We start from the raw sequence: 24483 nt of genomic DNA, 5'->3' as shown, positions 1-24483 counted from the left end.
CTCCTCAGCGCCTCGGCCGCGCATTCTGTTACGCGGTGCACTACCCGCTGGTCCGGCATGGACGAGGGCGCACACTTGGCCTTAGCGTGCTGCATCGCATCGACGTTGGTCGATGCACCGGAAGGACACCGGAGACACGGTGGGAGAAGCGCCCGACCAGGGGCGCGGCCAGATCCGTCGCGACATCGCGGAGTGGGGCGAGACACGAGCGTGCAGGGGGACGACGCGGAGCTGACCGCCGCCGTGCGCGCGGCACAGGAGGGCGACGAGGGCGCCTTCCGTACTGTGTACCGCGCGGTGCACCCGCGGCTGCTCGGCTATGTGCGGACGCTGGTCGCCGACCCGGACGCGGAGGACGTCGCGTCCGAGGCGTGGCTCCAGATAGCCAGGGACCTCTCCCGCTTCCGCGGCGACGCCGACCGCTTCCGCGGCTGGGCCGCGCGGATAGCCAGGAACCGTGCCCTGGATCACATCAGGATGCGGGGCCGCCGCCCCGCCGTCGGCGGGGACGAGAGCGAACTGGCCGTGCTGCCGGGCGGCGCCGACACGGCGGACGAGGCGCTGGAGGCGCTGGGCACGAACCGGACGATGGCCCTCATCTCCCGGTTGCCGCACGACCAGGCCGAGGCCGTGGTGCTGAGGGTGGTCGTGGGGCTGGACGCGAAGAGCGCGGCGCAGGTGCTGGGCAAGCGGCCCGGCGCGGTCCGTACGGCGGCGCACCGGGGCTTGCGGAAGCTCGCGGAATGGCTGGACGAGCCCTCCGAAGAACCCCAGGAGGGGCGCGGCGCGGCGCAGCGGGACATGGCGCGCGGTGTGACGCATAAAGCCTCGCGAACGCTGAGGGAAACGTGATGGCGGACGACCGGTACAAGTGGCTGGACGGAGAAGCCGCGGAGCGCCTGCTCCGTGGCATGCCGGTCGATGCGCGTAGCGCCGCGCGCGACGGAGCGGACATCGGGGGCGCTACCAGGACCGATCCGGCCTCGGCGCCCTCCGCCGAATCGGCCGACACGCTGGCGGCGGCGCTCGAAGCACTCGCCGCCGAGTACGCGCCGTCCCCCGCGGCCCGGCCCGGCGAACTTCCCGGGGAGGCCGCGGCGCTGGACGCCTTCCGTTCCGTGTACGCCGGGGTGCTGCGCAGCGGCTCGGTCGGCGTGCCGGGCGCCGGGGAAGGCGCCGACGGCGGCGGCGAAGGAAACGGAACCGGAGCCGGGAGCCCCGCCGCGCAGCCGCACGGTGCGCCGGGCCTGCCCGGTGGCGTCCCTGGTGCCCCTGGCGCCGTGGGCGCGGCGGGCGTCGGGCCGCGCGGCAGACCCGGCAGGGGTCGGGGCCGCATGGCGGCCCGCCGCACCCCGATGGGGGGCCTGGCGGGGAGACCACTGCGCGCCGGTTTCGCGATGGCGGTGGCCGGATGCGCGCTGGGCGGGGTCGCGGTGGCGGCAGGAACGGGCGTGCTGCACATGCCGTTCGGCGACGGCGGAACCCCGGCGTCCAGCGTGTCGCCCCTGATCAGCCCGACGGGCCCCGACGGCGAGGCGGCGCAGGGCGGCACGAGCGCCACGCCGGGCGAGGGGCGGGGGCACGACCGGGACGCGGACGGCGGCCACGGGGACAAGGACCGCTCGGCCTCCCCGGACGACGAGAGCGCGGACTCCGGCAGGAACGACGAGAGCGCGGGCCGCCACGGCTCGACGGACTCGGCGGGCCGTGAGGGCTCGCAGCGGGATCAGAAGTGGGACGGCCGGGGGCAGGGCTCCTCCGCCGACAAGAAGGCGATGGCCCGGGAGCTGTGCGAGGCGTACAGCGGGAACAAGCTCCCGGCCGACGACCGCAGGAAGCTGGAGCGCGCGGCCGGAGGCGCCGCGACGGTGCAGAAGTTCTGCGCGAAGTACGGGTTCGGCTCGGGCTCCAACAGCGGCTCGGGCGGCTCGGGCAGCAACAGTTCGGGCAGCGGCTCGGGCAGCGGCGGTTCGAGCGGTGGCTCGCACGGCGGCAACTCCGGCGGGGACTCCGAGGACGGCGGTTCCAGCGGTTCGGGGGGCTCGGGCGGCTCCGACGGCGACGAAGGTGACGGCTCAGGCGGGTCGGGCGGCTCCATGCCAAGCGCACCGGGCGACGACGGCTCCCTCGCGGGCCCGGACGACGGCTCCGGCGCCGAGAAGGACGCGGGCTCGGGCGCCGAGAAGGGCGCGGGCTCGGACACCGACGACGAAGCCCCTGTGACGAGCGCCACCCCCACCCCCTGAACAGGTGGTGTGACACTTTCGCGCGGCCCGGCGCAGTGAGAAGTGAGCCGACTGGTCATCGGCTGCGCGATATACCCGAGGTTCCCCCCGTACCTCAGGGTTCGCGCGAATGGCGCGGGCGGGACACGTTCCCCCGGTCCCGCCCGCGCCCCCTCTCCTTCACGCGCCCCGCCGTCACTTGTAGACGACGACCTTGTCGCCCTTGCGCACCTGCTCGAAGAGGGCCGCGATCTTCTTCTTGTCCCGGACGTTGACGCACCCGTGCGAGGCCCCGCCGTAGCCGTTGGCCGCGAAGTCCGCCGAGTAGTGCACCGCTTGGCCGCCGCTGAAGAACATCGCGTACGGCATGGGCGTGTCGTAGATCGTCGAGTGGTGGTTCCGGCTCTTGAAGTCCACCTTGAACTCGCCCTCACGGGTCGGCGTGTACGCGGACCCGAAGCGCACGTCCATCGCCGAGCGCACCTTCCCGTCCACCATCCACGCCAGCGTCCTGCTCTTCTTGCTGACGCACAGCGCCCGCCCCGTCAGACAGCGCGGGTCGGGGTCGTCCAGCGGCCTGGTGGTCGGCGGGTACAGCTCGGAGCGCGTCGGCTCGTGGGTACGGGCGCCGAGCGCCGTCCACGCCCGCTGGGTCACGGTGCCGGTGCGGTCCATGCCCTGCTGCCGCTGGAAGCCCTTGACGGAGGCGGCGGTGACGGTGCCGTAGTAGCCCGTCGGGTTGAGGTCGAAGAGGCCGAGCTGGCGCAGCCGCGCCTGGAGTTCGCGCACCTTGCGGCCCTCGGCGCCCGGGCTCAGCACGACCGGGTCTGCGGGCGCCGACGTCGCGGGCTTCGGGGCCGCGGGTGCCGGGGCCTTCGAGGTGTTGGCCGCCGGGCTCTCGCGCCCGGCGGGCGCGGAGGGCGTGGCCCTCGTCGCCTCCTCGGGCAGCTTGGAGACGCGTATGGGAGCGTCTCCCGCCGCGCCCGCGCCGCCCTTGCACCCCGTGAGGGCCGTGACGCCCATGACCAGCGACGCAGCGACGAGCGCCGCGCGCCGTGTGTTTCTCCGTACCCCCGCCATCCGAACCCCCGGACAGTCCGCGGAAATCAACTCCCCATCACTGCCCAGCGTGCCCCGTGCACGAACCTTGGCCGCCATGGGCATGCTGTGAGCAAGGTCCCAGTCCGTGGACCTCCACCGCACGCACGACGGTCGCTACAGTCCGTCGCAACTGGTCAGTAACAAAGCCGTTCTCCCGGCTGCGAGGTACGGAGGCACGACCATGGCACGCGACGAGCACGGCGCGCGGACGGACGGCGCCGCGCGCACGAACGAGAGCGGGCTGCCCGTCGAGCCGGTCTACGGCCCCGACGACCTGCGCGACTGGGACCCGGCCGAGCGGCTCGGCGAGCCCGGCGGCTACCCGTACACGCGGGGCGTCTACCCCTCGATGTACACCGGGCGCCCCTGGACGATGCGCCAGTACGCGGGCTTCGGCACCGCCACCGAGTCCAACGCGCGCTACAAGCAGCTCATCGCCAACGGCACCATGGGCCTCTCCGTCGCCTTCGACCTGCCGACGCAGATGGGCCACGACTCGGACGCCGTCATCGCCTCGGGCGAGGTCGGTAAGGTCGGCGTCGCCATCGACTCCATCGACGACATGCGGGTGCTCTTCGACGGCATCCCGCTGGAGCGGGTCTCCACGTCGATGACGATCAACGCGCCCGCCGCGCTGCTCCTGCTGCTCTACCAACTCGTCGCCGAGGAGCAGGGCGCCGACCCCGCGAAACTCACCGGGACCATCCAGAACGACGTGCTCAAGGAGTACATCGCGCGGGGCACGTACATCTTCCCGCCCAAGCCGTCGCTGCGGCTGATCGCGGACATCTTCAAATACTGCAAGGCCGAGATCCCGAAGTGGAACACCATCTCGATCTCCGGCTACCACATGGCGGAGGCGGGCGCGACGCCCGCGCAGGAGATCGCGTTCACGCTGGCCGACGGCATCGAGTACGTGCGCACGGCCGTCGCCGCCGGTATGGACGTGGACGACTTCGCGCCCCGGCTCTCGTTCTTCTTCGTCGCGCGCACGACGATCCTGGAGGAGGTCGCCAAGTTCCGCGCGGCACGCAGGATCTGGGCGCGGGTGATGCGTGAGGAGTTCGGCGCGAAGAACCCCAAGTCGCTGATGCTGCGCTTCCACACCCAGACGGCGGGCGTCCAGCTCACCGCACAGCAGCCCGAGGTCAACCTCGCGCGCGTCACGGTGCAGGCGCTCGGCGCGGTGCTGGGCGGCACCCAGTCGCTGCACACCAACTCCTACGACGAGGCCATCGCGCTGCCCACCGACAAGTCCGCGCGCCTGGCCCTGCGCACCCAGCAGGTCCTCGCCTACGAGACGGACGTGACGGCGACCGTCGACCCGTTCGCCGGTTCCTACGCCGTCGAGGCGATGACGGACGACGTGGAGGCCGCGGCCGTCGAGCTGATGCGGCAGGTGGAGGAGCGGGGCGGCGCCGTCGAGGCGATCGAGCAGGGCTACCAGAAGGGCGAGATCGAGCGCAGCGCGTACGCCGTCGCGCGGGAGACGGACGAGGGCGAGCGCGTCGTCGTCGGCGTCAACCGCTACCAGCTCGACGAGGAGGAGCCGTACGAGCCGCTGCGCGTCGACCCCGCGATCGAGCGCCAGCAGGCCGACCGCCTCGCCCGCCTGCGCGCCGAACGCGACCAGGGCGCGGTGAACTCCGCGCTGGTCACGCTGCGCAAGGCGGCCGAGGGCAGCACGGACAACGTCCTCTACCCGATGAAGGAAGCGCTGCGCGCCCGCGCGACGGTGGGTGAGGTCTGCGACACGCTCCGCGAGGTGTGGGGCGCGTACGTGCCGACGGACGCGTTCTGACGCGTCCGCGGTACGCGTGCCCCCCCGGCCCCGGGCCTTCGTCCGGGCCCTTGCCCCGGTTTGGGCTCGCGTCCGGGGTCGGCTCACGCCCCGGGCCGGGCTTGCGTCCGGGTTCGGCTCGCGCCTGGGTTTGGGCTCGTGCCCCGGGCTCGGGCTCGCGCCTGGGTTTGGGCTCGCGCTCGGGTTCGGGTCATGTCCGGGTTCGGGCTCGCGCCCCGGTTTGGGCTCGCGCTCGGGTTCGGGTCACGCCTGGGTTCGGGTTCGCGCCTGGGTTTGGGCTCACGCCCGGGTTCGGGTCACGCCTGGGTTTGGGCTCGCGCCTGGGTTCGGCTCACGCCCCGGTCCGGGCTCACGTTCGGGTTCGGGCTCGGGTTTGGGCTCGCGCCCCGGTTCCGGTTCGGGTGCGGGTCACGCCCCGGGTCCGAGTGCGGCCTCGGGGGCCGACTCGGCGGCGCGCGGTTCCGGCGCGGGACGTGCGGCGCTCCCTGCACGGGGCGGCCGTCCCGCGCGACGCCCATGTCAACGGGGCGGCATCGCGTGCCCCTTGCCGTCAGGTGAGGCCGCGTTGTCGGGGCGGGCGGGGGCGCGGAGTAGGCGTCTGCGGGGCTCACTGCGCCGGGCCGGGCCCGGCCGTCGTGAGGCCACGTTGCCGGGACGGGCGGGGGCGCGGAGGATGGGTGGAGTGCTTACCCGCGAGTACAGGGGGTGTTCGTGATCACCGAGGACGACACGGCGGGACCGCGCGGCCTCGCGGCCCAGGCCAGGGCGCTGGCCGACGGCGAGGCCACCTCGCGCGCGCTCACGGAACGCGCGCTCGCCAGGATCGAGGAGACCAGGACCACGCTGAACGCCTTCCGCCGGGTGTGCACCGACGCCGCGCTCGCCGAGGCGGACGCGGCCGACGCGGCGCTGGCACGTGGCGAGCGGCTGCCGCTGCTCGGGGTGCCGGTCGCCGTGAAGGACGACACGGACGTGTGCGGCGAGCCCACCGCGTTCGGCTGCCCAGGCGAGTTCCCCGTCAAGGAGGCCGACGCGGAGGCCGTACGCAGACTCCGGGCGGCCGGCGCCGTGGTGGTCGGCAAGACGAACAGCCCCGAGCTGGGCCAGTGGCCCTTCACGGAGGGCCCCGCCTTCGGCGACACCCGCAACGCGTGGAGCCCGGACCACACGCCCGGCGGTTCCTCCGGGGGCTCGGCGACGGCCGTGGCCGCCGGGCTGGTCGCGGGGGCGCTGGGCTCCGACGGCGCCGGGTCGATCCGTATCCCCGCGGCGTGGAGCCACCTCGTGGGCATCAAGCCGCAGCGCGGGCGCGTCTCGACATGGCCGGACGCGGAGGCGTTCAACGGGATCACGGTCATCGGCCCGCTCGCGCGCACCGTCGAGGACGCGGCGCTGCTGCTGGACGTGGCGGCGGGCAACGTCGAGGGCGATCTGCACAGGCCGCCGCGCGTGGACGTGCGCGGCGCTGTCGGACGGGACCCGGGGCGGCTGCGGATCGCGCTGTCGACCCGTACCGCGTTCACGGCGACGTCCAAGCGGCTCGATCCTGTCGTCGGGTCCGCCGTGCGGGCGCTCGCGGAGCGGCTCGCCGGGCTCGGGCACGAGGTGACGGAGGCCGATCCTCCGTACGGGCCGATAGGGCTCACCTTCGTGCCGCGTGCCACGGCGGGCATCGCCGCGTGGAGCGCACGCGCCCCCGACCCGGCCCTGCTGGACCCGCGCACCCGGGGCGCAGCGCGCACCGGGAAGCTGCTGGGCGGGCGGGTGCTGCGCGCGGCGCGGGCCGCCGAGGCGCCGCTCCAGCGCCGGATCGGCCGGATCTTCCGGGACTACGACGTGGTGCTCGCGCCCACGACGGCCACCCCGCCCCCGCGCGTCGGCGATCTGGCCGCGCTCTCGGGCTGGCAGACGGACCGGGCGATGATCGCGCACTGCCCGTACGCCTGGCCGTGGAACGTGCTGGGCTGGCCGGGCGTCAACGTGCCCGCGGGCTTCACGCCGGACGGGCTGCCGCTCGGCGCCCAGTTGCTCGGCCCGGCCAACAGCGAACCCCTCCTCGTCGCGCTCGCCTCCCAGTTGGAGGCTGACCGGCGCTGGTACGAGCACTGGCCGTCCTCGGCTTGGCCAACAGTGAACCCCTCCTCGGCGCGCTGAGCCCACCGAGTCCCGCTGCGGTGCTCTGAGTGAGGCGTGACGCTTTTCGTGCCCCCGGCGCAGTGGAACGTGCGCCGACTGGTCACAGCGCCGTACGGAGAACTCACTCGACGCCGAGGGGGGCGCCATGGGACGGGAATTCTGGCGGACGGTCCAGCTGGCGGTGGAGAAGGACAACTGGACGGCCCGCCTCGTCGTGCTCTTCTGCGGTGCGGGCGCCGTGCTGCTGGGCACCTGCGTGAGCGGGCTCGTGCGGTGACGGTGACGGTGACCTGGCGCGCCGCTCAGTCGCACCGGGTGCCCGGGGCGAGCCCGAACCGCTCCAGTGCTCCGGACGGCAGTGCGGTGTCGCCCGTCGCGCCGAGGTAGCCGTCGGGGCGGATCAAGAAGAGGCCGGGTGCCGTGCCGTAGGCGGCGGCGCCGTGTTCGTCCAGCTCGGCGAGGGTGTGGGCGTGGACGAGGTGGGCGTCGGCGTCGATGCGGGGGAGCGTCGCGCCGCCGCGGGCCAGCAGGGTGAAGTGGGGTCCGCGCAGCAGGTCGAAGAGGCGCACCTGCTCGCCCCCGCCCGTCACGCACCGTGCGTCGGGCACGCGGTCTCCCGCGCGCAGGGTGCCGTCGGGCGCGGTGCGGCCCTCGAAGGCGAGGGGGCCCTCGCGGTAGCCGAGCGCGAGCTGGTTCGTCTCCTTGCCGCGTCGCGCGCCCTCCGTCGCGCCGCCGTGCCCGGCCCGGTGGATGCGGGTGCTGAGGCCGAGCACACCGGCGGCCACGGGGGCGCGCTCCTCCTCGTAGGAGTCGAGCAGCGCGTCGGGCGCGCCGTGCCGCAGCACCTGGCCCAGCTTCCAGCCGAGGTTGTAGGCGTCCTGGACGCTGGTGTTGAGGCCCTGGCCGCCCGCGGGGGAGTGGACGTGGGCCGCGTCGCCGGTGAGGAAGACCCGGCCCTGGCGGAAGCGGTCGGCCATGGCGGCGCGGGCGCGGAATCCGGAGGCCCACAGGACCTCGGTGACCTGGGCCGGGGCGAGGTGGGTGCGGGCCGCGATCAGGGCGCGTACGGCCTCGGGCGAGGTGTCCGCGTCGGGCGCCGGGGCGTCGGAGGCCGTCGCGGGGGCCGAGGGGGAGGCCGTCGCGGGGGAGCCGTCGCCCGTGAACCGGGCCGCGAGCTGGAAGTGGTCCGTCCCCGCGAGGGGGCACAGGGCGATCCCGCCGCCCGGCGCGTCGGGCCAGATGTGCCAGTTGTCCCGGTCCAGGTCCGTCAGCCGGACGTCGGCGACGAGCATGGGCGCCGGGTCAACCGTCTCGCCCGTCATGCCGACGCCCAGCGCGCGGCGCACGGTGCTGCGCCCGCCGTCGGCGCCGACGAGCCACCGCGCCCGCACGGCTATGGCTGCGCCGTCCGCGCCGGTGAGCCGGGCCGTGACGCCGTCCGCGTCCTGGTCCAGCCCTGTCAGCGCGGCGCCGAAGACGACCTCGCCGCCCAGCTCGCGCAGCCGCCCGTACAGCACCTCCTGGGTGCGCCACTGCGGCACCATCCACCCGTCGTGGTACGGCGCGCCGGGCTCGGGCCCGGTGCGCTCGGCCATGTCCCACTCCTCGCCGGGCTCGCCGTCGCGCCAGGTGCGCATGCGCGGGTACGGGCCGCCCGCTGCCTCGATCTCCTTGCCGACGCCCAGGTCGTCCAGTACCTCGCGGGTGCGCGGCTGGAGGCCCTTGCCGCGCGAGCCGGGGAAGAGTGCGGTGGCGCGCTCGACGAGCAGGACGCGTACCCCGCGTCGCAGCAGGTCGAGCGCGAGGGTGAGCCCGGCGGGGCCCGCGCCCGCCACGAGCACGTCGACAGTCCGTCCGTCCTTAACGCTGTTAAATTCCATGTCTGCGAGAGTGCGCTTATCGGTGTTAAGTTGTCAAGCATGGGAACGACCCGGCTGGATCGCGCACAGGTGGCCGAGGTGGCGCTGCGGCTGCTGAACGAGGTGGGCCTGGAGGCGCTGAGCCTGCGCCGCATCGCCAAGGAGCTGAACGTGCAGGCGCCCGCGCTCTACTGGCACTTCAAGAGCAAGCAGGCGCTGCTCGACGAGATGGCCACCCTGATGACGGCCCGGCTCACCGAGGAGGCGCCCGCGCCCTCGCCGGGCGAGAGCTGGCAGGAGTCGCTGACCGGCGTGGCGCGGCTGCTGCGCCGGGGGCTGCTGGCCTACCGCGACGGCGCGAAGGTCTACAGCGGCACCCGGCTCACCAGCACGGGGCACGCGCGGCGCCAGGAGGAGTTCCTGCGCAAGCTCGTCGACTCGGGCTTCACGCCGAGTGCGGCGGCCCGCGCCTTCTCCATCGTGTTCACCTTCACCCTCGGCTTCGTGACCGAGGAGCAGGCGGTGCACCCCATGCCGGGCGAGCGTGCGCCCGGCTACGACGTCGAGGAGCGCAGGGCCGCGCTCGCCGCCGACCATCCGCTCGCGGCGCAGGTCAGCGCGGATCTCTTCGGCGACTACGAGGCACGCTTCGAGGAGGGCCTGGCCGCGGTGGTGGCGGGAGTGGGGGCGACGCTGCGGTGACGGCGTGGTGAGGGGTGCCGTGGCCCGCGTCCCGTAACGGGCGCTACGGCTTGGGCGCGAGCACGTCCAGCTCGGCCATCGCGTCGACGGTGATGGTCCGCATGATCTCCTCCGCGCGGGCACCGTCGCCCTCGCGCACCGCCTCCGCGACCCGCACATGCAGGGTGACGGCCTCCTGGCGGGGGTCGCTGAACATCACCTCGTGCTCGGTGCGTCCGGTGAGCACCGCGGCGACGACGTCCCCGAGCCGCGCGAACATCTCGTTGCGCGAGGCCCGCAGCACCACGCGGTGGAAGTTGATGTCGTGCACCAGGTAGTTGGCGAGCTGCTGGCCGCGCGAGGTGGCGACCATCCCGAGCGCGTGCTCCGTCAGCTCGGCGCACTCCTGCGGCGTGGCGTTCTCGGCGGCGAGCCGCGCCGCGACGGGCTCGACGGAGGAGCGCAGCACCGTGAGCGAACGCAACTGGCGCGGCCGGTCGGCGCCCGCGAGGCGCCAGGTGATGACCTGCGGGTCGTATACGTTCCACTCCTCGGTGGGACGGACCTTCACGCCCACCCTGCGCCGGGACTCGACCAGGTGCATGGACTCCAGGACCCGGACCGCCTCGCGGACGACGGTGCGCGAGACCTCGTAGCGCTCGGCCAGCTCGTCGGCCCGCAGCACCGTGCCCGGCGGGTACTCGCCCGCGGTGATCGCGAGGCCGAGCGCGCTGAGCAGCCGCGCGTGCAGCCCCGGCCCGCGGCTGTCCTCCGCCTGGCTGGTCATGGGTCTCCCGTTTTCGTTCTCCGCCCCCCGGCGTGACCAGCCTACGTGCTGACCGTCACATCGATTAAGTATGACTTTTTAATTGCGAACCATTGAATACGTGTGACCTATGAGGTTGAGTGTGCTCGTCGCCGGGGGTCGAAGAAGACAGCGAGGTGTGCGATGAGTGCCAGTGCCGTGCGGGCCACAGACGTGGTGGTCGTCATGGGAGTGGCCGGGACGGGAAAGTCCACGGTGGGTGAACTGCTCGCGCGGGAACTGGGCGTTCCGTACGCTGAGGCCGACGCCTTCCATCCCCCCGCCAACATCGCCAAGATGACCGCAGGAACCCCCCTCGACGACACCGACCGCGCCCCCTGGCTCGACGCCATCGGCGCGTGGGCCCGCGAGCGCGACGGACTCGGGGGAGTGGTGAGCTGCTCCGCGCTCAAGCGCGCCTACCGCGACCGGCTGCGGACCGCCGAGCCCGGCCTCTTCTTCCTCCACCTCACCGGTGACCGCGCCCTGATCGCGGACCGGATGGGCCAGCGGCAGGACCACTTCATGCCGCTGACCCTGCTGGACTCGCAGTTCGCCACCCTGGAACCCCTCCAGCCAGGCGAGGACGGCCTCACGGTTCCGATCACCGAGGACCCGTCGGCCATCGTCGGCAGCGCCGTGGCCGCGCTGGGCGCGCGGCGGACCGCGTCCGTCCACTCGTAGGACGGTCCGGGGGACCACCATGGCTGTGACGCCACAGCCGTCACAGCCGTACCCCCGTCCCCCCACTTCCGTAAAGAATCCCCACTTCCCCCACCCCCTCCGTACGAAGGAACAGCCGTGCGTCATCTCAGTGCCGAGATGCTGGCCGCGGGCCCGGAACCGGTCGATCCGATCACCTCCGCGGGCAGCGCCCAGCTCGGGATCGCCGTTCTGGTCGGCATCGCCGTCATCGTCCTCCTCATCACCCGGTTCAAGCTCCACGCCTTCCTGGCGCTGACCATCGGCTCCCTGGCCCTCGGCGCTGCCGCGTCGGCGCCCCTGGACAAGGTGATCGAGAGCTTCTCCGCCGGACTCGGCGACACGGTCTCCGGCGTCGGCGTCCTCATCGCGCTCGGCGCGATCCTCGGCAAGCTGCTCGCCGACTCGGGCGGCGCCGACCAGATCGTCGACACGATCCTGGCCAGGGCGGGCAAGCGCAGCATGCCGTGGGCGATGGCGCTGATCGCGGGCATCATCGGGCTGCCGCTCTTCTTCGAGGTCGGCATCGTGCTGCTGATCCCGGTCGTCCTGCTGGTCGCCAAGCGCGGCAACTACTCGCTGATGCGCATCGGCATCCCGGCCCTCGCGGGCCTGTCCGTGATGCACGGCCTCGTGCCCCCGCACCCCGGGCCGCTCGCCGCGATCGACGCCATCGGCGCCAACCTGGGCGTCACGCTCGCCTTCGGCGTACTCGTCGGCATCCCGACCCTGGTCATCGCGGGGCCGCTGTTCGGGCGGATCGCCGGGCGCTGGGTGGACACCGAGCCGCCCGAGGGCCTGATCCCGCAGCGCCCGTCCGAGGACCTGGACAAGCGCCCCAGCTTCGGGGCCACCCTGACCACGGTGCTGCTGCCCGTCGTGCTGATGCTGGCCAAGGCGCTCTCCGACATCGTGATCGACGACGCGGACAACCACGTCCAGCGCGTCCTGGACGTCATCGGCTCCCCGATGATCGCCCTGCTGGTCGCCGTCATCGTCGGCATGTTCACGCTGGGCAGGGCTGCCGGGTTCGGCAAGGACCGGATCACCAAGACCGTCGAGAAGTCGCTGCTGCCGATCGCGGGCATCCTGCTGATCGTCGGCGCGGGCGGCGGGTTCAAGCAGACGCTGATCGACATCGGCGTCGGCGAGATGATCCTCGACTTCTCCAAGGACTGGTCCATCCCGACGCTGCTGCTCGCCTGGCTGATCGCGGTCGCCATCCGCCTCGCGACCGGCTCCGCGACGGTGGCCACCATCTCGGCCGCGGGACTCGTCGCCCCGCTCGCCGCCGACATGGGCACCGCGGAGGCGGCACTGCTGGTCCTGGCGGTCGGCGCGGGGTCGCTCTTCTTCAGCCACGTCAACGACGCGGGTTTCTGGCTGGTGAAGGAGTACTTCGGCATGGACGTCGGCCAGACCGTCAAGACCTGGTCGCTGATGGAGACGATCATCTCCGTCGTCTCGCTGATCTTCCTGCTGCTGCTCTCGCTGGTCGTCTAGACGAGTTATTCCGATGTCGGTGGTCGTAGGCGATCAGGGATCGTATGACCGGCTGTCCGATCTTGTGGGTGTGCCAGATCGCTGCGGCCATCGCGAGGATGTGTTGGGTGACGCGGACAGCGACGCCTTCGAAGGTGCGGCCACCGTGCTGTTCCAGGTCGAGCTGGCCTTTGAGGGTGTCGTTGACCGACTCGATCAGATGCCGCACCGACTTCAGGAGACTCTCGCCCTTGCGCTTCTTCTCGCGCTTGAACAAAGGACGCGGCAACTCCGCGCCACGGAAGGGCAGGCCGGCCTCGAACTCCTTGGACGTGAAACCCTTGTCCGCGATCACCAGCAGCCCGGGCCGGTCGCAGACCATCTCCGGTTCGCGATCGAGTATCGCGGTCAGTACCTCGCGCTCGTCGAGCTTCGGATTCGCCAGGGTCCACAGGATCGGCATGCCCGTCGGGGTGCACACCAGGTACAGGCGCAGGCCCCAGAAGAACCGGCTGTGGCTGGCGCGGTACCCGTAGCCGGCCCATCCGGCCATGTCCGACCGTTTCACCGTGGGACGCGAGCGACCGCACTCCACCGGCGTGGAATCGAGGATCCAGTGGCTGTCGAACCAGAAGTCCGTATCGACGTCGGCGTGCAGTTGGTTGATCGGGTCGGTCTGCCGTCCAGCGTTTTCGCGCTCTCCCGAGGAGGAGACGTAGACGAGGCGGCGGGCGCGTCCCGCGATCGCCTTCAGCACGGCGGGTGCACCCTCGGCCGTGAGGAACGGCCAGATCAGGAACACCGTATCGGCCCCCGTCAGGGCCTCGTCCAGCGTGTCCGGGGCCGCCAGATCTCCGCCGTCGGCCTTGGCCCCCTCCGGCAGTACGGCCGTTCCGGGGTCGCGCACGAGGGCCCGCACGGAGGCGCCCGCCGCCAGAAGCTGATGGACGACCTGGCTGCCCACGTGGCCGGTCGCACCGGTCACAAGGATCTCGTTCATGCCGGCTCAAGCGCCGGACGTGCGCCCATATTCCCGCCAACGGACGGCACCCTGGACGAGGTCGACGGCTCCACGCCGCCGTCCGCTCAGCGGACGGGCGGACGGGGTGGCAACTACGGCGACCGGCCCGGCACCCGCGCGGCCCTCCGCACGCGCGGCCCGCTCAGCAGTCCCGGCCCGTGAGCCCTCGGTAGACGAAGCGGGTCATGATCTCGACCACCTCCTCCTCGCTGAGGTCCAGCGACTGCTGCTGCCACATCTGGAGGAAGGTGTCGCTCAGCGCGTACATCATCCGGATGCTGACCCGGGGTGAGGCGGGCAGCTCGTACCCGGCATCCGTGAGGAACTGGACGTGGCTCAAGAGGTCGGCCATCTCGGCGGTGTTGAAGTCGGCCAGCTTCCGCGCGAAGCCCTCGCTGACCAGCGCCGCCTGCTGGACGGCCCGCATCGTCACCGCGTGCTCCCGGTAGAAGCGCACGTAGTAGGCGAGGTGCCAGCGGACCGCTTCCGGGTCGGTGAAGTCCTCCAAGTGGTCGGTGGCCGTCGCCGCCTCTTCGCTGTACGCCGCGAGGTCCGTCAGGAGCGCTTCGAGCAGCTCCTCCTTGCCCGTGAAGTGGTTGTAGAAGGAGCCCGCCGAGCGGCCGGCCTCGGCGGTGATGTCGGTGATCTTCGCGTTCAGGTAGCCGCGCTCCGCGAAGACCCGCTTGGCCGCTTCCTTCAGCGCGGCCTCGGTCTCCGCCGCCCTCTCCTTGCGCTTCACGGCACCTCCTTGACGCGAACGGTATCAAGACAACATGATGAATATAGATTCAGTGAATGGAGATTCAGGCATGACTGTGCTCATCACGGGCGCCGGGCCGACCGGCCTGACCCTGGCCATCGACCTCGCCCGGCGCGGGTGTGACGTGCGCATCGTCGACAAGGCGGCCAAGTGCTTCGCCGGTTCACGGGGCGACTCGCTACAGCCCCGCACGCTGGAGGTCTTCGAAGACCTCGGCGTCCTGGAAACGGTGCTCGGCCGGGGCAGGTCCCTGCCGGTGACCCACGTGTACCTCGACGGGGAGTTCACGATGGAGCGGCGGATTGCCGAGCCGCTCCGGCCGACCCCGGATGTGCCCTACCCGAACGGGTGGGTCCTGGGTCAGTCCCAGACCGAGGCCGTGCTCCGTGACCGGCTCGCGGAGTTCGGGGTGCGGGTGGAACAGGCCACCGAACTGGTCGGCTTCGAGCAGGACGCGGATCGGATCACGGCCCGCCTGTCCACCGGCGAGAGCGTGCGCGCCGCCTACCTGGTGGGGGCCGACGGCGGGCGCAGCATCGTCCGCAAGACGCTGGGCATCGCGTTCGAGGGGAGGACGGACGACTCCCTGCGCGTGCTGCTCGGGGATGTGGCGGCGGACGGACTCGACCACGAGTACGGCTACTGGTTCGCCCGTGCCTCCGCTCCGATGTCCGGGGTCCATCTCAGCCCGCTGCCGGACACGGACGGGCTGTTCCAGTTCGTCGCGCCCCTGACCGGCCAGGAGAGCGAGGCCTCGCTGGACACCTTGCAGAGCAAGCTCGACGCGCTCCACGCGGGCGTGCGGCTGAACAGGCTGACGTGGTCGACGGTGTGGCGGCCGAACGTCCGGCTGGCCGAGCGCTTCCGCGTCGGCCGCGTCTTCCTCGCGGGCGACGCCGCGCACGTGCACCCCCCGACCGGCGGGCAGGGGCTGAACACCGGCGTGCAGGACGCCTACAACCTGGGCTGGAAGCTGGCCGACGGCTCCCCTGACCTGCTCGACACGTACGAGACCGAGCGGCGCACGGTCGCGGCCAGGGTGCTCGGCATCAGCGAGGAACTGATGCGGCGGCACAGGGACGGCGCCGAGGACGCGCACGAGCGCGGCGAGAACACCCGGCAGCTTGACGTGAGTTACCGTACGGAAGAGGGTCGGCTCGTCCCGGGGGACCGCGCCCCGGACGCCCCGGTGGCGGACGCGGACGGCAAGCCGGTCCGGCTGTTCGACCTCTACCGGGGTCCGCACGCGACCCGCCTGGTGTTCGGCGCGCCCGCCCCGGACGAGCCGCACACCTACGCGGTGCTCCGGCCCGGCCAGACCGCACCGGGGCCCTACGTCGTCGACGCCGAGGGGCACGCGTTCGCCGCGTACGACGCCTCGGACGGCACCGTCGTCCTCATCCGCCCGGACGGCTACCTCGGCCGGGCCCCGGCCGTCCCGTCCGCACGCGCCCTGGCGGAGGCACCGTCGGGACGGAACACCGCTCGGCGGCCTGCCGGGGACCTCGCTTAGAGGTCATCTCATTTGGTTTGTTCGATAGCTGCAGAAGTGGGGATCGTTGAACGGCTGGTGCCGGATGAGTTGTGGGAGTTGTTCCAGCGGGTGGTGCCGGAGGTGCCAACACGTCCGCAGGGCGGTGGCCGCCGTCGGCGCCACCGCTGGACAATCAAATGCAGCATGGCCTGGCTCGCCGGCTGCCGCCGACTCCATCGCCGCTACGAGCGCAAAGCTGCCCGCCGTCGCGTCACATCAGGCCGAGCCTGGTCGCCAGCACCGCGACCAGGACGGTCAGGGTCCAGCCCGCGATCTGTTCGATCAGTTTGCGGCGCTCCTCGTCGGAGGGGCCGCCGGTGCCGGTGCGGGCCTGGGTGAGCCTCAGTGCCATGGACTGTGCGGTCGTGGTGGCGGTCATCGTGCTGCTCCGTGCGTCAGGGTGCGTGCTTCCATGGCCGGTCACAGGCGTCGGCCGGTCACCGGCGTACGAGGTCCCCCCGCAGTCACACCCTGCGGGGGACCACCCCGTTCTGGCTAGGGAGTGTGGCGCGTCCCCCATGTGGCGAAGGACCGTTTCAGCAGAGGCGTCAGAGGCCGCTCGACCAGGCGATACAGCAGCCAGGCCAGCACCAGCATCGCCCCCGTCGTGAGAAGGAACACGCTCCACGACGGCAGCCCCAGCCACCGGTGCAGCGCGCGGATGGCGACCCAGCCCAGGTGCTCGTGCACCAGGTAGAAGGGGTACGTCAGCGCCCCGGCCGTCGTCAGCCAGCGCCAGTCCGCCCAGCGCAGCGTGCCCAGGGCCACGGCAGCGACGGCGGCGAAACCGAGCGTGACGAAGGCGATGATCCCCAGCGACGGGCGGTACGAGAAGCCCTCGCCGCCCGAGTGCCACAGCTCGGCCACCGCGTAGTGCTGCCCCAGCAGCCAGCTCACGCCGACGATCGCCCAGGCCGTCACGTCGTGCCCGAAGCGGTGCACCAGATAGAGGCCGACGCCGCCGATGAAGAACGGCGCGTACTCCGGCATCAGCACGAGGTCGAGCAGCGGCTCGTCCGCCGCCTCCGCGATCACCGAGGCCAGCGTCCACGCCGCGCAGAACCGCACCACGCGCCCCCTCGTGGCGCCCGGCAGGACGACGAGCAGCGCGAACAGCGCGTAGAAGCGCAGCTCAGCCCACAGCGTCCAGCACACGCCCAGCACCCGGTCGGCGCCCAGCGGCTCCTGGAGCATCGTGAGGTTGACCAGCGCGTCGCTGGGCGAGACCGCCTCGTAGACCACCCAGGGCAGCGCGAAGACGAGGGTGACCAGCAGGACCGCCGCCCAGTAGGCGGGCATCAGCCGCGAGATCCGGGAGGCGGCGAAGGCGCGCAGGGAGCGCCCCCAGCCGCTCATGCAGATCACGAAGCCGCTGATGACGAAGAAGATCTGCACGCCCAGGCAGCCGTAGGCGAACAGCGGGGAGAGGAAGGGGAACTGCTGCGCGGGGGAGGTGCCCCACGCCTGGCTGATCTCGCCGTCCCGGCCGCCGTAGTGGTACGCGGCGACGAGCAGCGCGGCGAGCAGCCGCAGGCCGTCGAGGGCCCGGAGCCGGGAGCGGGGTCTCGGCGGCGCCCCCTCCGTGGTCCCCGAGGGGGAGGAGGCGGCGGCCGACGTGGGGGAAGTGGGGGGCGTGGGGGAGGACGGGGGGAGGAGTGCGGTGCTCACGTGCCTGCCCCGGTCAGCCGAGCGCGGCCCGCTTCAGGGCCCTGGCACGCCGGGCGACTCTTCGTACGGTCCGGTTGCGCGGGACGAAGGCGAGCTGCTGCGGCACGGCGCCCGGCAGGGCCAGCGCGGTGAGGCGTCGCCGCTTGAAGTAGCGCCAGGTGGAGGCGTCCAGATGGTGCCTCAGATAGCGCTCGGCGTCGGCCCGCAGGTTCGGGTAGATCTGCGACTGCATGCAGAAGCCCACGGCACGCACCAGCCCCGTCAGCTCCCGCTCCACCGTCTTCGCGTCCGGGGTGCTCCAGTCGCCGACGGCCACCGCGTCCTCCAGGTCGGGCAGCACGGCGTCCACGAGCGTGACCGGGACGCGGTTGCTGTTCTGGTACGGGGCGACCCGCTCCAGCAGCAGCCCCGTGCCGGTGCGCGCTACGCGCAGCCCGTAGAAGGCGGAGGCGGTCAGCAGCGCGGTGGAGAAGCAGCCGATCACGAGCGCAGGGCGCACCCGCTCGTAGAGCACCTCGGCCAGCACCGGGGCCTCCAGGACGGTCAGCTCGACGCCCAGCTCGCCCGCCTCCTTCTCCAGCGCGCGCGAGAAGCGGGCCGGGGCGACGGGGTGCGGCTTGAAGACCACGTCGCGGTGGCCGAGCGCGGCGGCGCCGCGCAGCATCCGCACGTGGAGCTGCTCCTCCTCCTCCGCGGTGAGGATGTCGAGCGCCGACATGTACTGGCCCAGCAGCAGCGCCGCCTCACGGGGCGCGGCCGACACGCTCGGCGGCACGTCCAGCGACAGCTCGGACAGCACGGAGCGGAACGCGTCCGTGGGCACGACCTCGCCCCGCACGCCGAACTCCGTGAGCAGCAGCGGCTCCAGCCCTGGCAGCAGGTCCAGGTGGAGCAGCCGCCGCACGCGCGTGCCGACGAGCGGGTCGAGCTTGTTGCGGGTGGGGCCGTAGCTCATGAGGCCGTCGGCGTAGACGTCGATCGGCGCGTCGGGGAAGAGCCGGGCGACGGCGAGTGCGGGCTCCACCTGGATCGACTCCAGGACGATCTCGACGTCGTCGTCCCCCAGGCCCCACAGCATCCGCGCGTAGCGCTCCCACATGGGCACGTCGTCCGTGCGCGGGGACCAGCCGCCGGGGTGGAAGGGGGCGATGGCCTCGTTCCACGACAGCACCCGGTCGAAGCGCGGGCGCAGCCGCTCGAAGCCCGGCATGGCGTCCAGCGAGGGCGTGGTCTCCGGGTTGGCCGCGTTGTTGCTGACCAGCAGCAGCCGACGGTCCGCGTGCTCGAAGCACCTGGCGTCCAGTGCGGCGGCGAGGGTGGCCGCGCCGTAGAGAGTGGAGGCGAAGAAGATCTGCGTACGCATCGTGCCCTGTCCTCGTCCTCGGTCTCGTTCTCGTCGGTCTCGTCGTTGTTGGTCGGCGGCGGTGTCCGGTGTTTCGTGCGGGGTGCTCACGCCGCCTCCGCCGCTGAGACGGGACGGCGGCGCAGCCTGCGCAGGCGGGAGGCGCGCTCGGCGTCCATGGAGTCCAGGGCCTCGTCGAGGACGCCGGAGGGCAGCCGCTTGAGCGCGGCGGCGCTGAGCGAGCGCAGCTTGCGGGCCACCTGGGGCTCGAACCTGCCGCTGGTCAGGTGGTGCGAGATGATCGCACAGTAGGTGCGCACGGCCTTCGGCAGCAGCGTCTCCGCGTCCTTGTCCCGCGAGGTCTCCTCGACGACCTGGTCGAAGGCGCGCAGGAAGTCGAGCTGGCGCACGTCGCCGATCTGCGTCAGTGAGGAGGCGACGCCGCGCCGGTAGAAGACGCCGAGCAGGCCCACGGCGGCGAAGGACTCCGCCTCGCGGTGCAGCCGCCAGATCCACGGCCGGTCCTCGGCCGTGCGCAGTCCGTCCCTGAAGTGCAGCACGCCGTCGTCCAGCAGCCTGCGGTGGTAGATACCGGCCCAGGCGTACGCGTAGTCGACGGAGGTCGTGCGGTCGGCGGGCAGGATCGCCTCCCGGGGGTCCATGACCACGCCGCGTCGCCCGTGCGGCACCCGCGAGAGCGTGCGGGCCCGCGCGGTGCACTGGACGTGGTCGGTGCGGACGAAGTCGCAGCCCAGGCGCTGAATGGTCCCGAGGAGTTCCTCGTAGTAGCCGGGCGCCAGCCAGTCGTCACCGTCGAGAAAGGTGAGGAATTCGCCGTTGGCCGCGTCGAGACCGGTGTTACGGGCTGTCGCCAGACCGCCATTCTGTTCGTGCCGTACGAGAACGGCACCCGGGAGTTCGCGCTCGGCGCGTTCCAGAATCTCTGGTGTCCCATCGGTCGAGCAGTCGTCGACCAGAATGAACTCGAAATCCTCCCGCGCGTTCGCGCGGAGGCTTCTCAGGGTGTCCGGCGCATAGGACTGCACGTTGTAGAACGGCACGATGACGGAGAGCTTAACCACCCGGGTGACGTTAGGTGTCCGCCCGGCATTCGTCTTGACCTGGGGCGTACGCAGCGGTGAACGCCACATGGCGGAATGGTTAACGCGCACTCGGATCGGGCCGGTTAGCCGTTCGTCGGTGCGCTGTTAACCGTCTGTTGTATTTGAGTTGGGCCGGGAATCGGAATGCCTTCCTAGCGTCATCGACGTGCCATCACGTACTTCTGGTTCCGCTTCCGGTACCACCGATTCCGGTTCCCCGGGCCCGGCGCGGGTAGCCGTGCTCGCCGATTCCGACACGCGTTGGAAATGGGGGGCGCTGACCGCCCGCAGGCTGGCCCCCGAGGCCCGCATCGACGGGCTGCTGCTGCGTGGCCGCGCGACCCCGACCCCCCGGCAGCTCGCCGAGGTCGGCGTCACCGTGGACACGCTGCGCGAGGTCAGCGGCGTGGGGTTCGTGCGGGAGGCGGCGCACCGGGACGCGTACGACATGGTGGTGCTCGCCTGTGTGGGTGGAGCCGTACAGGCGATGCTGCACGGACTGGCCCGCGCCTCGGTATCCGGCACCCACGGCGCGGGCCCTTCCGGCGACGACGCGGGCCCCGGTACCGGTACCGGCACCGATGCGGACGCCGATTCCGTGGACGTCACCGTCGCGGACCCAGCGGACCCCGCCGCGCCCGTCCGCCGCCCCGTCTACGTCACCGGCTACGTCGGCGTCGTCTACGAGAAGCTCGCCGACGGCCTCCTGCTGCGGCACGGCGCGGACGTCGTGCTGGCCAACTCCCGCTACGACGCCGAGCGCTTCCGGGCCGTCTACGCGGGCGTCGGCGCCGACGACTCCGCCGTCACCGAGTGCGCGCTGCCCTTCCTGGGCGGCGCCGCCTACGCGGGGCCCACGGCTGACCGGCCCTTCACCGTCACCTTCGCGGCCCAGCCCTCGGTGCCCGCCTCGCGGGGCGACCGGACGTACCTGCTGCGGCGCGCCGCCGAGCACGCCCGCAGGCACCCGGACCGCGAGGTCCTCATCAAGCTCCGCAGCAGACCGGGTGAGCACACCACCCACATCGAGGAGCAGCCCTACCAGAAGCTCTCGGGCCGCGTCCCCGGCGGACTGCCCGCCAACTGCCGCCTCGTCTACGGGAACATGGGCGAGGTACTGGACCGTACGGACCTGCTCGTCACCGTCAGCTCGACGGCGGCCCTGGAGTCCCTGCACCGCTCGGTGCCCACCGCGATCCTGACCGACCTCGGCGTCCGCGAGGCACTGGGCAACCACCACTTCCTCGGCTCCGGCTGCCTCGCCTCCTGGGACGAGCTGGACGCGGGCCACCTGCCCGAGGCCGACCCCGTCTGGACGGCGCGCCAGGGCGTTTGCGCGGCGGGCAAGGGCGGCGCGGACGGCGGCACCGACAGCACCGGCGGCGACTCCTACGCGCACGCCTTCGACGCGGCCCGCGACCGCGTCACCGAGCTGGCCTCCCGCGCGGGGCTCCCCCCGGTGGCGCCGTACTACACGCCCCGCACGGCCCCCGGCTACCTCCCCGGCGTCCTGGCCCGCTACGGCTTCGACCCCCACGGCACCCCCCTCCCCGGCGCGGCCACGACAGCCGCCGCCGAACCCTCCGGCCTGCGCGGAGCCGTCCGCGGCGCTGTGCGCGACGCGGCACGCGGCGCCTACCGGCACGGCGTCCAGCGCGTGGCCCCGGTCATCCGCCGCATGGGGGAGCTGTGACGGGCGGCGGCCCCCGCGAAGCGCGCACGCCGCGCCGGGCGCGCACGTCCACCTCTCCTTCCTCCACCCCTCCTCTAGGAGCCGACATGGCGAATTCGCGGCCCGACAGCGGGCAGAACGGGGCCGGCCCTTCGCAGGCGCCGGGTGCCGTGGGCAGCGCGGGGCAGCTCGCGGGGGCCCACCCGGCGGCGCGGCACGTCCTCGCCGTGATCCCCGCACGCGGGGGGTCCAAGGGCGTGCCCGCGAAGAACCTCGCCCCCGTGGGCGGCGTGCCCCTCGTGGCGCGGGCCGCACGCGAGTGCCTCGCGGCGCGCCTCGTCACCGGGGTCGTCGTCTCCACCGACGACACGGCCATCTCGGCCGCGGCGCGCGCCACGGGCGCCGAGGTCGTCGAGCGCCCCGTCGACATCGCGGGCGACACCGCCACCAGCGAGGCGGCCGTGCTGCACGCGATGGACGCGTACGAGGCCAGGCACGGGCACGCCGTGGACGTGGTCCTGCTCGTCCAGTGCACGAGCCCCTTCGTCACGGCGGCCGACGTCGACGGCGTGGCCCGCGCGGTCGTGGACGGCGCGGACAGCGCGCTCACCGTCGCCGAGTTCCACGGCTTCGTGTGGCGCGACGCCACCGACCAGCCGGCCGGGGACGGGCACGGGGCCGGGCACGGGGCCGGGCACGAGGGCGGACACGGGGCCGGGCACGAGGGCGGCGGGCACGGCGTCAACCACGACAAGTCCTTCCGCCCGCGCCGCCAGGACCGCCCGCAGGACCTGCTGGAGACCGGCGCCGCCTACGCGATGGACGCGCCCGGCTTCCGCAAGGCGGGCCACCGCTTCTTCGGCCGCACCGAACTGGTGCGCACCGACCCGGCGCGTGTGCTGGAGGTCGACGATCCGCACGACCTCGCCCGCGCCCGCGCGCTCGCGCCGCTGCTGGACGTGGCGGGCCCCGGCGCGCTGCCGACCCGCGCCGACATCGACGCGGTCGTACTCGACTTCGACGGCACCCAGACGGACGACCGGGTGCTCGTCGACTCCGACGGACGGGAGACCGTCGCCGTGCACCGCGGCGACGGGCTCGGGATCGCCGCGCTCCGGCGCGCCGAGCTGGAGCTGCTGATCCTGTCCACGGAACAGAACCCGGTCGTCGCCGCACGGGCCACCAAGCTCAAGGTCCCCGTGCTGCACGGCATCGACCGGAAAGACCTCGCCCTGAAGCAGTGGTGCGAGGAGCGGGGAATCGCGCCCGAGCGCGTGCTCTACGTCGGCAACGACGTCAACGACCTCCCGTGCTTCGGCCTCGTCGGCTGGCCCGTCGCGGTCGCGGGAGCCCACGACGTGGTGCGCGGCGCCGCCCGCGCCGTCACCTCCGCACCCGGCGGTGCGGGCGCGATCCGGGAGATCGCCGCGTGGATCCTCGGCCCCTCCCTGCAACCCTCCCTCTAGCAGAAAGAACACCGTCACCATGAGCACCAACCGTCTGCGCACCCTCGGCGACAAGACCGTCGGCCCCGGCCACCCCGTCTACGTGACCGGCGAGATCGGCATCAACCACAACGGCGACATCGAGAACGCCTTCGCCCTGATCGACGCCGCGGCCGACGCGGGCTGCGACGCCGTCAAGTTCCAGAAGCGCACCCCCGAGGTCTGCACCCCGCGCGACCAGTGGGAGATCGAGCGCGACACCCCCTGGGGCCGGATGACCTACATCGACTACCGCCACCGCGTGGAGTTCGACGAGGAGGGCTACCGCGCCATCTCCGAGTACTGCAAGAAGCGCGGCATCGACTGGTTCGCCTCCCCGTGGGACGTCGAGTCCGTCGCCTTCCTGGAGAAGTTCGACGTGCCCTGCTACAAGGTCGCCTCCGCCTCGCTCACCGACGACGAGCTGCTGCGCGCCATGCGCGCCACAGGCCGCACCGTCATCCTCTCGACGGGCATGTCCACCCCGAAGCAGATCCGCCACGCGGTCGAGGTCCTGGGCAGCGAGAACATCGTGCTCTGCCACGCCACCTCGACGTACCCGGCCAAGGCCGAGGAACTGAACCTGCGGATGATCCACACCCTCCAGGGCGAGTTCCCGAACGTCCCGATCGGCTACAGCGGCCACGAGACCGGCCTCCAGACCACCCTGGCCGCCGTCGCGCTCGGCGCCGTCTTCGTCGAGCGGCACATCACCCTCGACCGCGCCATGTGGGGCTCGGACCAGGCCGCCTCCGTCGAGCCGCAGGGCCTCCAGCGCCTGGTGCGCGACATCCGCACCATCGAGGAGTCGCTGGGCGACGGCGTCAAGAAGGTCTACGACAGCGAGCTGAAGCCGATGGAGAAGCTGCGCCGCGTCAAGGGTGTCGTCGCGGAGGCCGAGGAGGCCAACGACGGCGAGCCGGTCGCGGTCTGACCGCCGAAGGATCAACCGGACCATGGAGCAGCCGAGTTGAGCCACACCCACGGGCCCGTCGGCCCGACCCCGGAGACGGCGGACACTCCCATCCGCCGTCTCCGGGGCGTGCCTTGGGCGACGACGCCCTCTGACGCGGACGGGGCAGCCGAGGCGTACGGGGCGGACGGGAC

General features: G+C 72.6%; 20 protein-coding genes and 1 pseudogene. 12 read left to right on the top strand and 9 right to left on the bottom strand.

The window, feature by feature from the left end; all coding sequences use genetic code 11:
• Nucleotides 1-210 precede the first annotated feature (210 nt).
• Both ACYVOO_RS16605 and ACYVOO_RS16600 read left to right on the top strand, forming a co-directional pair.
• The gene (locus ACYVOO_RS16605; RefSeq protein ID WP_461016410.1) at nucleotides 211-852 is read left to right on the top strand and encodes an RNA polymerase sigma factor; all 642 of its coding nucleotides are present in this window, start codon (nucleotides 211-213) and stop codon (nucleotides 850-852) included.
• Nucleotides 852-2246, top strand: coding sequence for a hypothetical protein (locus ACYVOO_RS16600; protein ID WP_461016409.1), 1395 nt, complete (start codon nucleotides 852-854; stop codon nucleotides 2244-2246). Before ACYVOO_RS16605 ends, ACYVOO_RS16600 begins: the two co-directional genes overlap by 1 nt.
• A 174-nt stretch (nucleotides 2247-2420) precedes the next feature.
• Here the strand turns inward: ACYVOO_RS16600 and ACYVOO_RS16595 are convergent, their stop codons facing one another.
• Nucleotides 2421-3305 (bottom strand): L,D-transpeptidase family protein, encoded by an 885-nt coding sequence (locus ACYVOO_RS16595; protein WP_461016408.1) that lies wholly within the window; start codon nucleotides 3303-3305, stop codon nucleotides 2421-2423.
• A gap of 202 nt (nucleotides 3306-3507) precedes the next feature.
• Here ACYVOO_RS16595 and ACYVOO_RS16590 point away from each other — a divergent pair, with 202 nt between their 5' ends.
• From ACYVOO_RS16590 to ACYVOO_RS16580, 3 genes are all read left to right on the top strand, one after another.
• The gene (locus tag ACYVOO_RS16590; protein WP_461016407.1) at nucleotides 3508-5127 is read left to right on the top strand and encodes an acyl-CoA mutase large subunit family protein; all 1620 of its coding nucleotides are present in this window, start codon (nucleotides 3508-3510) and stop codon (nucleotides 5125-5127) included.
• A gap of 711 nt (nucleotides 5128-5838) precedes the next feature.
• Nucleotides 5839-7281, top strand: coding sequence for an amidase (locus ACYVOO_RS16585; RefSeq protein ID WP_461016406.1), 1443 nt, complete (start codon nucleotides 5839-5841; stop codon nucleotides 7279-7281).
• Between the two features lie 127 nt (nucleotides 7282-7408).
• Nucleotides 7409-7540 (top strand): hypothetical protein, encoded by a 132-nt coding sequence (locus tag ACYVOO_RS16580; RefSeq protein WP_453349296.1) that lies wholly within the window; start codon nucleotides 7409-7411, stop codon nucleotides 7538-7540.
• Between the two features lie 25 nt (nucleotides 7541-7565).
• Here the strand turns inward: ACYVOO_RS16580 and ACYVOO_RS16575 are convergent, their stop codons facing one another.
• On the bottom strand, nucleotides 7566-9143 hold the full coding sequence (locus ACYVOO_RS16575; RefSeq protein WP_461016405.1) for an FAD-dependent monooxygenase: 1578 nt from the start codon (nucleotides 9141-9143) through the stop codon (nucleotides 7566-7568).
• Between the two features lie 39 nt (nucleotides 9144-9182).
• Between ACYVOO_RS16575 and ACYVOO_RS16570 the strand changes: the two genes are divergently transcribed.
• On the top strand, nucleotides 9183-9824 hold the full coding sequence (locus ACYVOO_RS16570) for a TetR/AcrR family transcriptional regulator C-terminal domain-containing protein (RefSeq protein WP_453349298.1): 642 nt from the start codon (nucleotides 9183-9185) through the stop codon (nucleotides 9822-9824).
• Between the two features lie 43 nt (nucleotides 9825-9867).
• Here ACYVOO_RS16570 and ACYVOO_RS16565 read toward each other — a convergent pair whose 3' ends face one another.
• Entirely contained in the window at nucleotides 9868-10590 is a 723-nt protein-coding gene (locus tag ACYVOO_RS16565) for a FadR/GntR family transcriptional regulator (RefSeq protein ID WP_461016404.1), read from the bottom strand.
• 162 nt (nucleotides 10591-10752) lie between these two features.
• On the opposite strand from ACYVOO_RS16565, the gene ACYVOO_RS16560 reads away from it, so the two are divergent.
• Nucleotides 10753-11292 (top strand): gluconokinase, encoded by a 540-nt coding sequence (locus tag ACYVOO_RS16560; protein ID WP_461016403.1) that lies wholly within the window; start codon nucleotides 10753-10755, stop codon nucleotides 11290-11292.
• A 117-nt stretch (nucleotides 11293-11409) separates the two neighbouring features.
• Nucleotides 11410-12813, top strand: coding sequence for a GntP family permease (locus tag ACYVOO_RS16555; protein WP_461016402.1), 1404 nt, complete (start codon nucleotides 11410-11412; stop codon nucleotides 12811-12813).
• 19 nt (nucleotides 12814-12832) lie between these two features.
• Here ACYVOO_RS16555 and ACYVOO_RS16550 read toward each other — a convergent pair.
• Nucleotides 12833-13792, bottom strand: a pseudogene (locus tag ACYVOO_RS16550) (NAD(P)H-binding protein); the annotation flags it as partial.
• A gap of 163 nt (nucleotides 13793-13955) precedes the next feature.
• Nucleotides 13956-14552, bottom strand: a complete 597-nt coding sequence (locus ACYVOO_RS16545) for a TetR/AcrR family transcriptional regulator (protein WP_461016401.1) — start codon at nucleotides 14550-14552, stop codon at nucleotides 13956-13958.
• Between the two features lie 70 nt (nucleotides 14553-14622).
• On the opposite strand from ACYVOO_RS16545, the gene ACYVOO_RS16540 reads away from it, so the two are divergent.
• Complete coding sequence (locus ACYVOO_RS16540; protein ID WP_461016400.1) at nucleotides 14623-16086, top strand: FAD-dependent monooxygenase; 1464 nt, start codon at nucleotides 14623-14625, stop codon at nucleotides 16084-16086.
• Between the two features lie 232 nt (nucleotides 16087-16318).
• On the opposite strand, the gene ACYVOO_RS16535 is transcribed toward ACYVOO_RS16540, so the two are convergent.
• From ACYVOO_RS16535 to ACYVOO_RS16520, 4 genes are all read right to left on the bottom strand, one after another.
• Entirely contained in the window at nucleotides 16319-16486 is a 168-nt protein-coding gene (locus ACYVOO_RS16535) for an SCO1431 family membrane protein (RefSeq protein ID WP_461016399.1), read from the bottom strand.
• A 116-nt stretch (nucleotides 16487-16602) separates the two neighbouring features.
• Nucleotides 16603-17775: an acyltransferase family protein gene (locus tag ACYVOO_RS16530; protein ID WP_461016398.1), complete on the bottom strand. Its 1173-nt coding sequence runs from the start codon at nucleotides 17773-17775 to the stop codon at nucleotides 16603-16605.
• A gap of 13 nt (nucleotides 17776-17788) precedes the next feature.
• Nucleotides 17789-19138: a polysialyltransferase family glycosyltransferase gene (locus ACYVOO_RS16525; RefSeq protein WP_461016397.1), complete on the bottom strand. Its 1350-nt coding sequence runs from the start codon at nucleotides 19136-19138 to the stop codon at nucleotides 17789-17791.
• 86 nt (nucleotides 19139-19224) lie between these two features.
• Complete coding sequence (locus ACYVOO_RS16520) at nucleotides 19225-20199, bottom strand: glycosyltransferase family 2 protein (protein ID WP_461016396.1); 975 nt, start codon at nucleotides 20197-20199, stop codon at nucleotides 19225-19227.
• A 187-nt stretch (nucleotides 20200-20386) separates the two neighbouring features.
• Here ACYVOO_RS16520 and ACYVOO_RS16515 point away from each other — a divergent pair, with 187 nt between their 5' ends.
• From ACYVOO_RS16515 to ACYVOO_RS16505, 3 genes are all read left to right on the top strand, one after another.
• Nucleotides 20387-21913, top strand: coding sequence for a DUF6716 putative glycosyltransferase (locus ACYVOO_RS16515; protein WP_461016395.1), 1527 nt, complete (start codon nucleotides 20387-20389; stop codon nucleotides 21911-21913).
• 86 nt (nucleotides 21914-21999) lie between these two features.
• On the top strand, nucleotides 22000-23358 hold the full coding sequence (locus ACYVOO_RS16510; protein WP_461016394.1) for a cytidylyltransferase domain-containing protein: 1359 nt from the start codon (nucleotides 22000-22002) through the stop codon (nucleotides 23356-23358).
• Between the two features lie 19 nt (nucleotides 23359-23377).
• Nucleotides 23378-24310 (top strand): N-acetylneuraminate synthase family protein, encoded by a 933-nt coding sequence (locus tag ACYVOO_RS16505; protein WP_453349313.1) that lies wholly within the window; start codon nucleotides 23378-23380, stop codon nucleotides 24308-24310.
• The last annotated feature ends 173 nt before the right edge of the window (nucleotides 24311-24483 follow it).

This window comes from Streptomyces daliensis, assembly GCF_054782395.1.
The sequence above is the reverse complement of the archived record's forward strand: the minus strand, read 5'-3'. Positions and strand labels throughout refer to the sequence as shown.

Bases quoted from the DNA above. Each gene is read 5' to 3' on its own strand.
- ACYVOO_RS16600 (WP_461016409.1), top strand. From the start codon at position 852: ATGGCGGACGACCGGTACAAGTGGCTGGACGGAGAAGCCGCGGAGCGC.
- ACYVOO_RS16595 (WP_461016408.1), bottom strand. From the start codon at position 3,305: ATGGCGGGGGTACGGAGAAACACACGGCGCGCGGCGCTCGTCGCTGCG.
- ACYVOO_RS16590 (WP_461016407.1), top strand. From the start codon at position 3,508: ATGGCACGCGACGAGCACGGCGCGCGGACGGACGGCGCCGCGCGCACG.
- ACYVOO_RS16580 (WP_453349296.1), top strand. From the start codon at position 7,409: ATGGGACGGGAATTCTGGCGGACGGTCCAGCTGGCGGTGGAGAAGGAC.
- ACYVOO_RS16575 (WP_461016405.1), bottom strand. From the start codon at position 9,143: ATGGAATTTAACAGCGTTAAGGACGGACGGACTGTCGACGTGCTCGTG.
- ACYVOO_RS16570 (WP_453349298.1), top strand. From the start codon at position 9,183: ATGGGAACGACCCGGCTGGATCGCGCACAGGTGGCCGAGGTGGCGCTG.
- ACYVOO_RS16565 (WP_461016404.1), bottom strand. From the start codon at position 10,590: ATGACCAGCCAGGCGGAGGACAGCCGCGGGCCGGGGCTGCACGCGCGG.
- ACYVOO_RS16560 (WP_461016403.1), top strand. From the start codon at position 10,753: ATGAGTGCCAGTGCCGTGCGGGCCACAGACGTGGTGGTCGTCATGGGA.
- ACYVOO_RS16540 (WP_461016400.1), top strand. From the start codon at position 14,623: ATGACTGTGCTCATCACGGGCGCCGGGCCGACCGGCCTGACCCTGGCC.
- ACYVOO_RS16535 (WP_461016399.1), bottom strand. From the start codon at position 16,486: ATGACCGCCACCACGACCGCACAGTCCATGGCACTGAGGCTCACCCAG.
- ACYVOO_RS16525 (WP_461016397.1), bottom strand. From the start codon at position 19,138: ATGCGTACGCAGATCTTCTTCGCCTCCACTCTCTACGGCGCGGCCACC.
- ACYVOO_RS16510 (WP_461016394.1), top strand. From the start codon at position 22,000: ATGGCGAATTCGCGGCCCGACAGCGGGCAGAACGGGGCCGGCCCTTCG.
- ACYVOO_RS16505 (WP_453349313.1), top strand. From the start codon at position 23,378: ATGAGCACCAACCGTCTGCGCACCCTCGGCGACAAGACCGTCGGCCCC.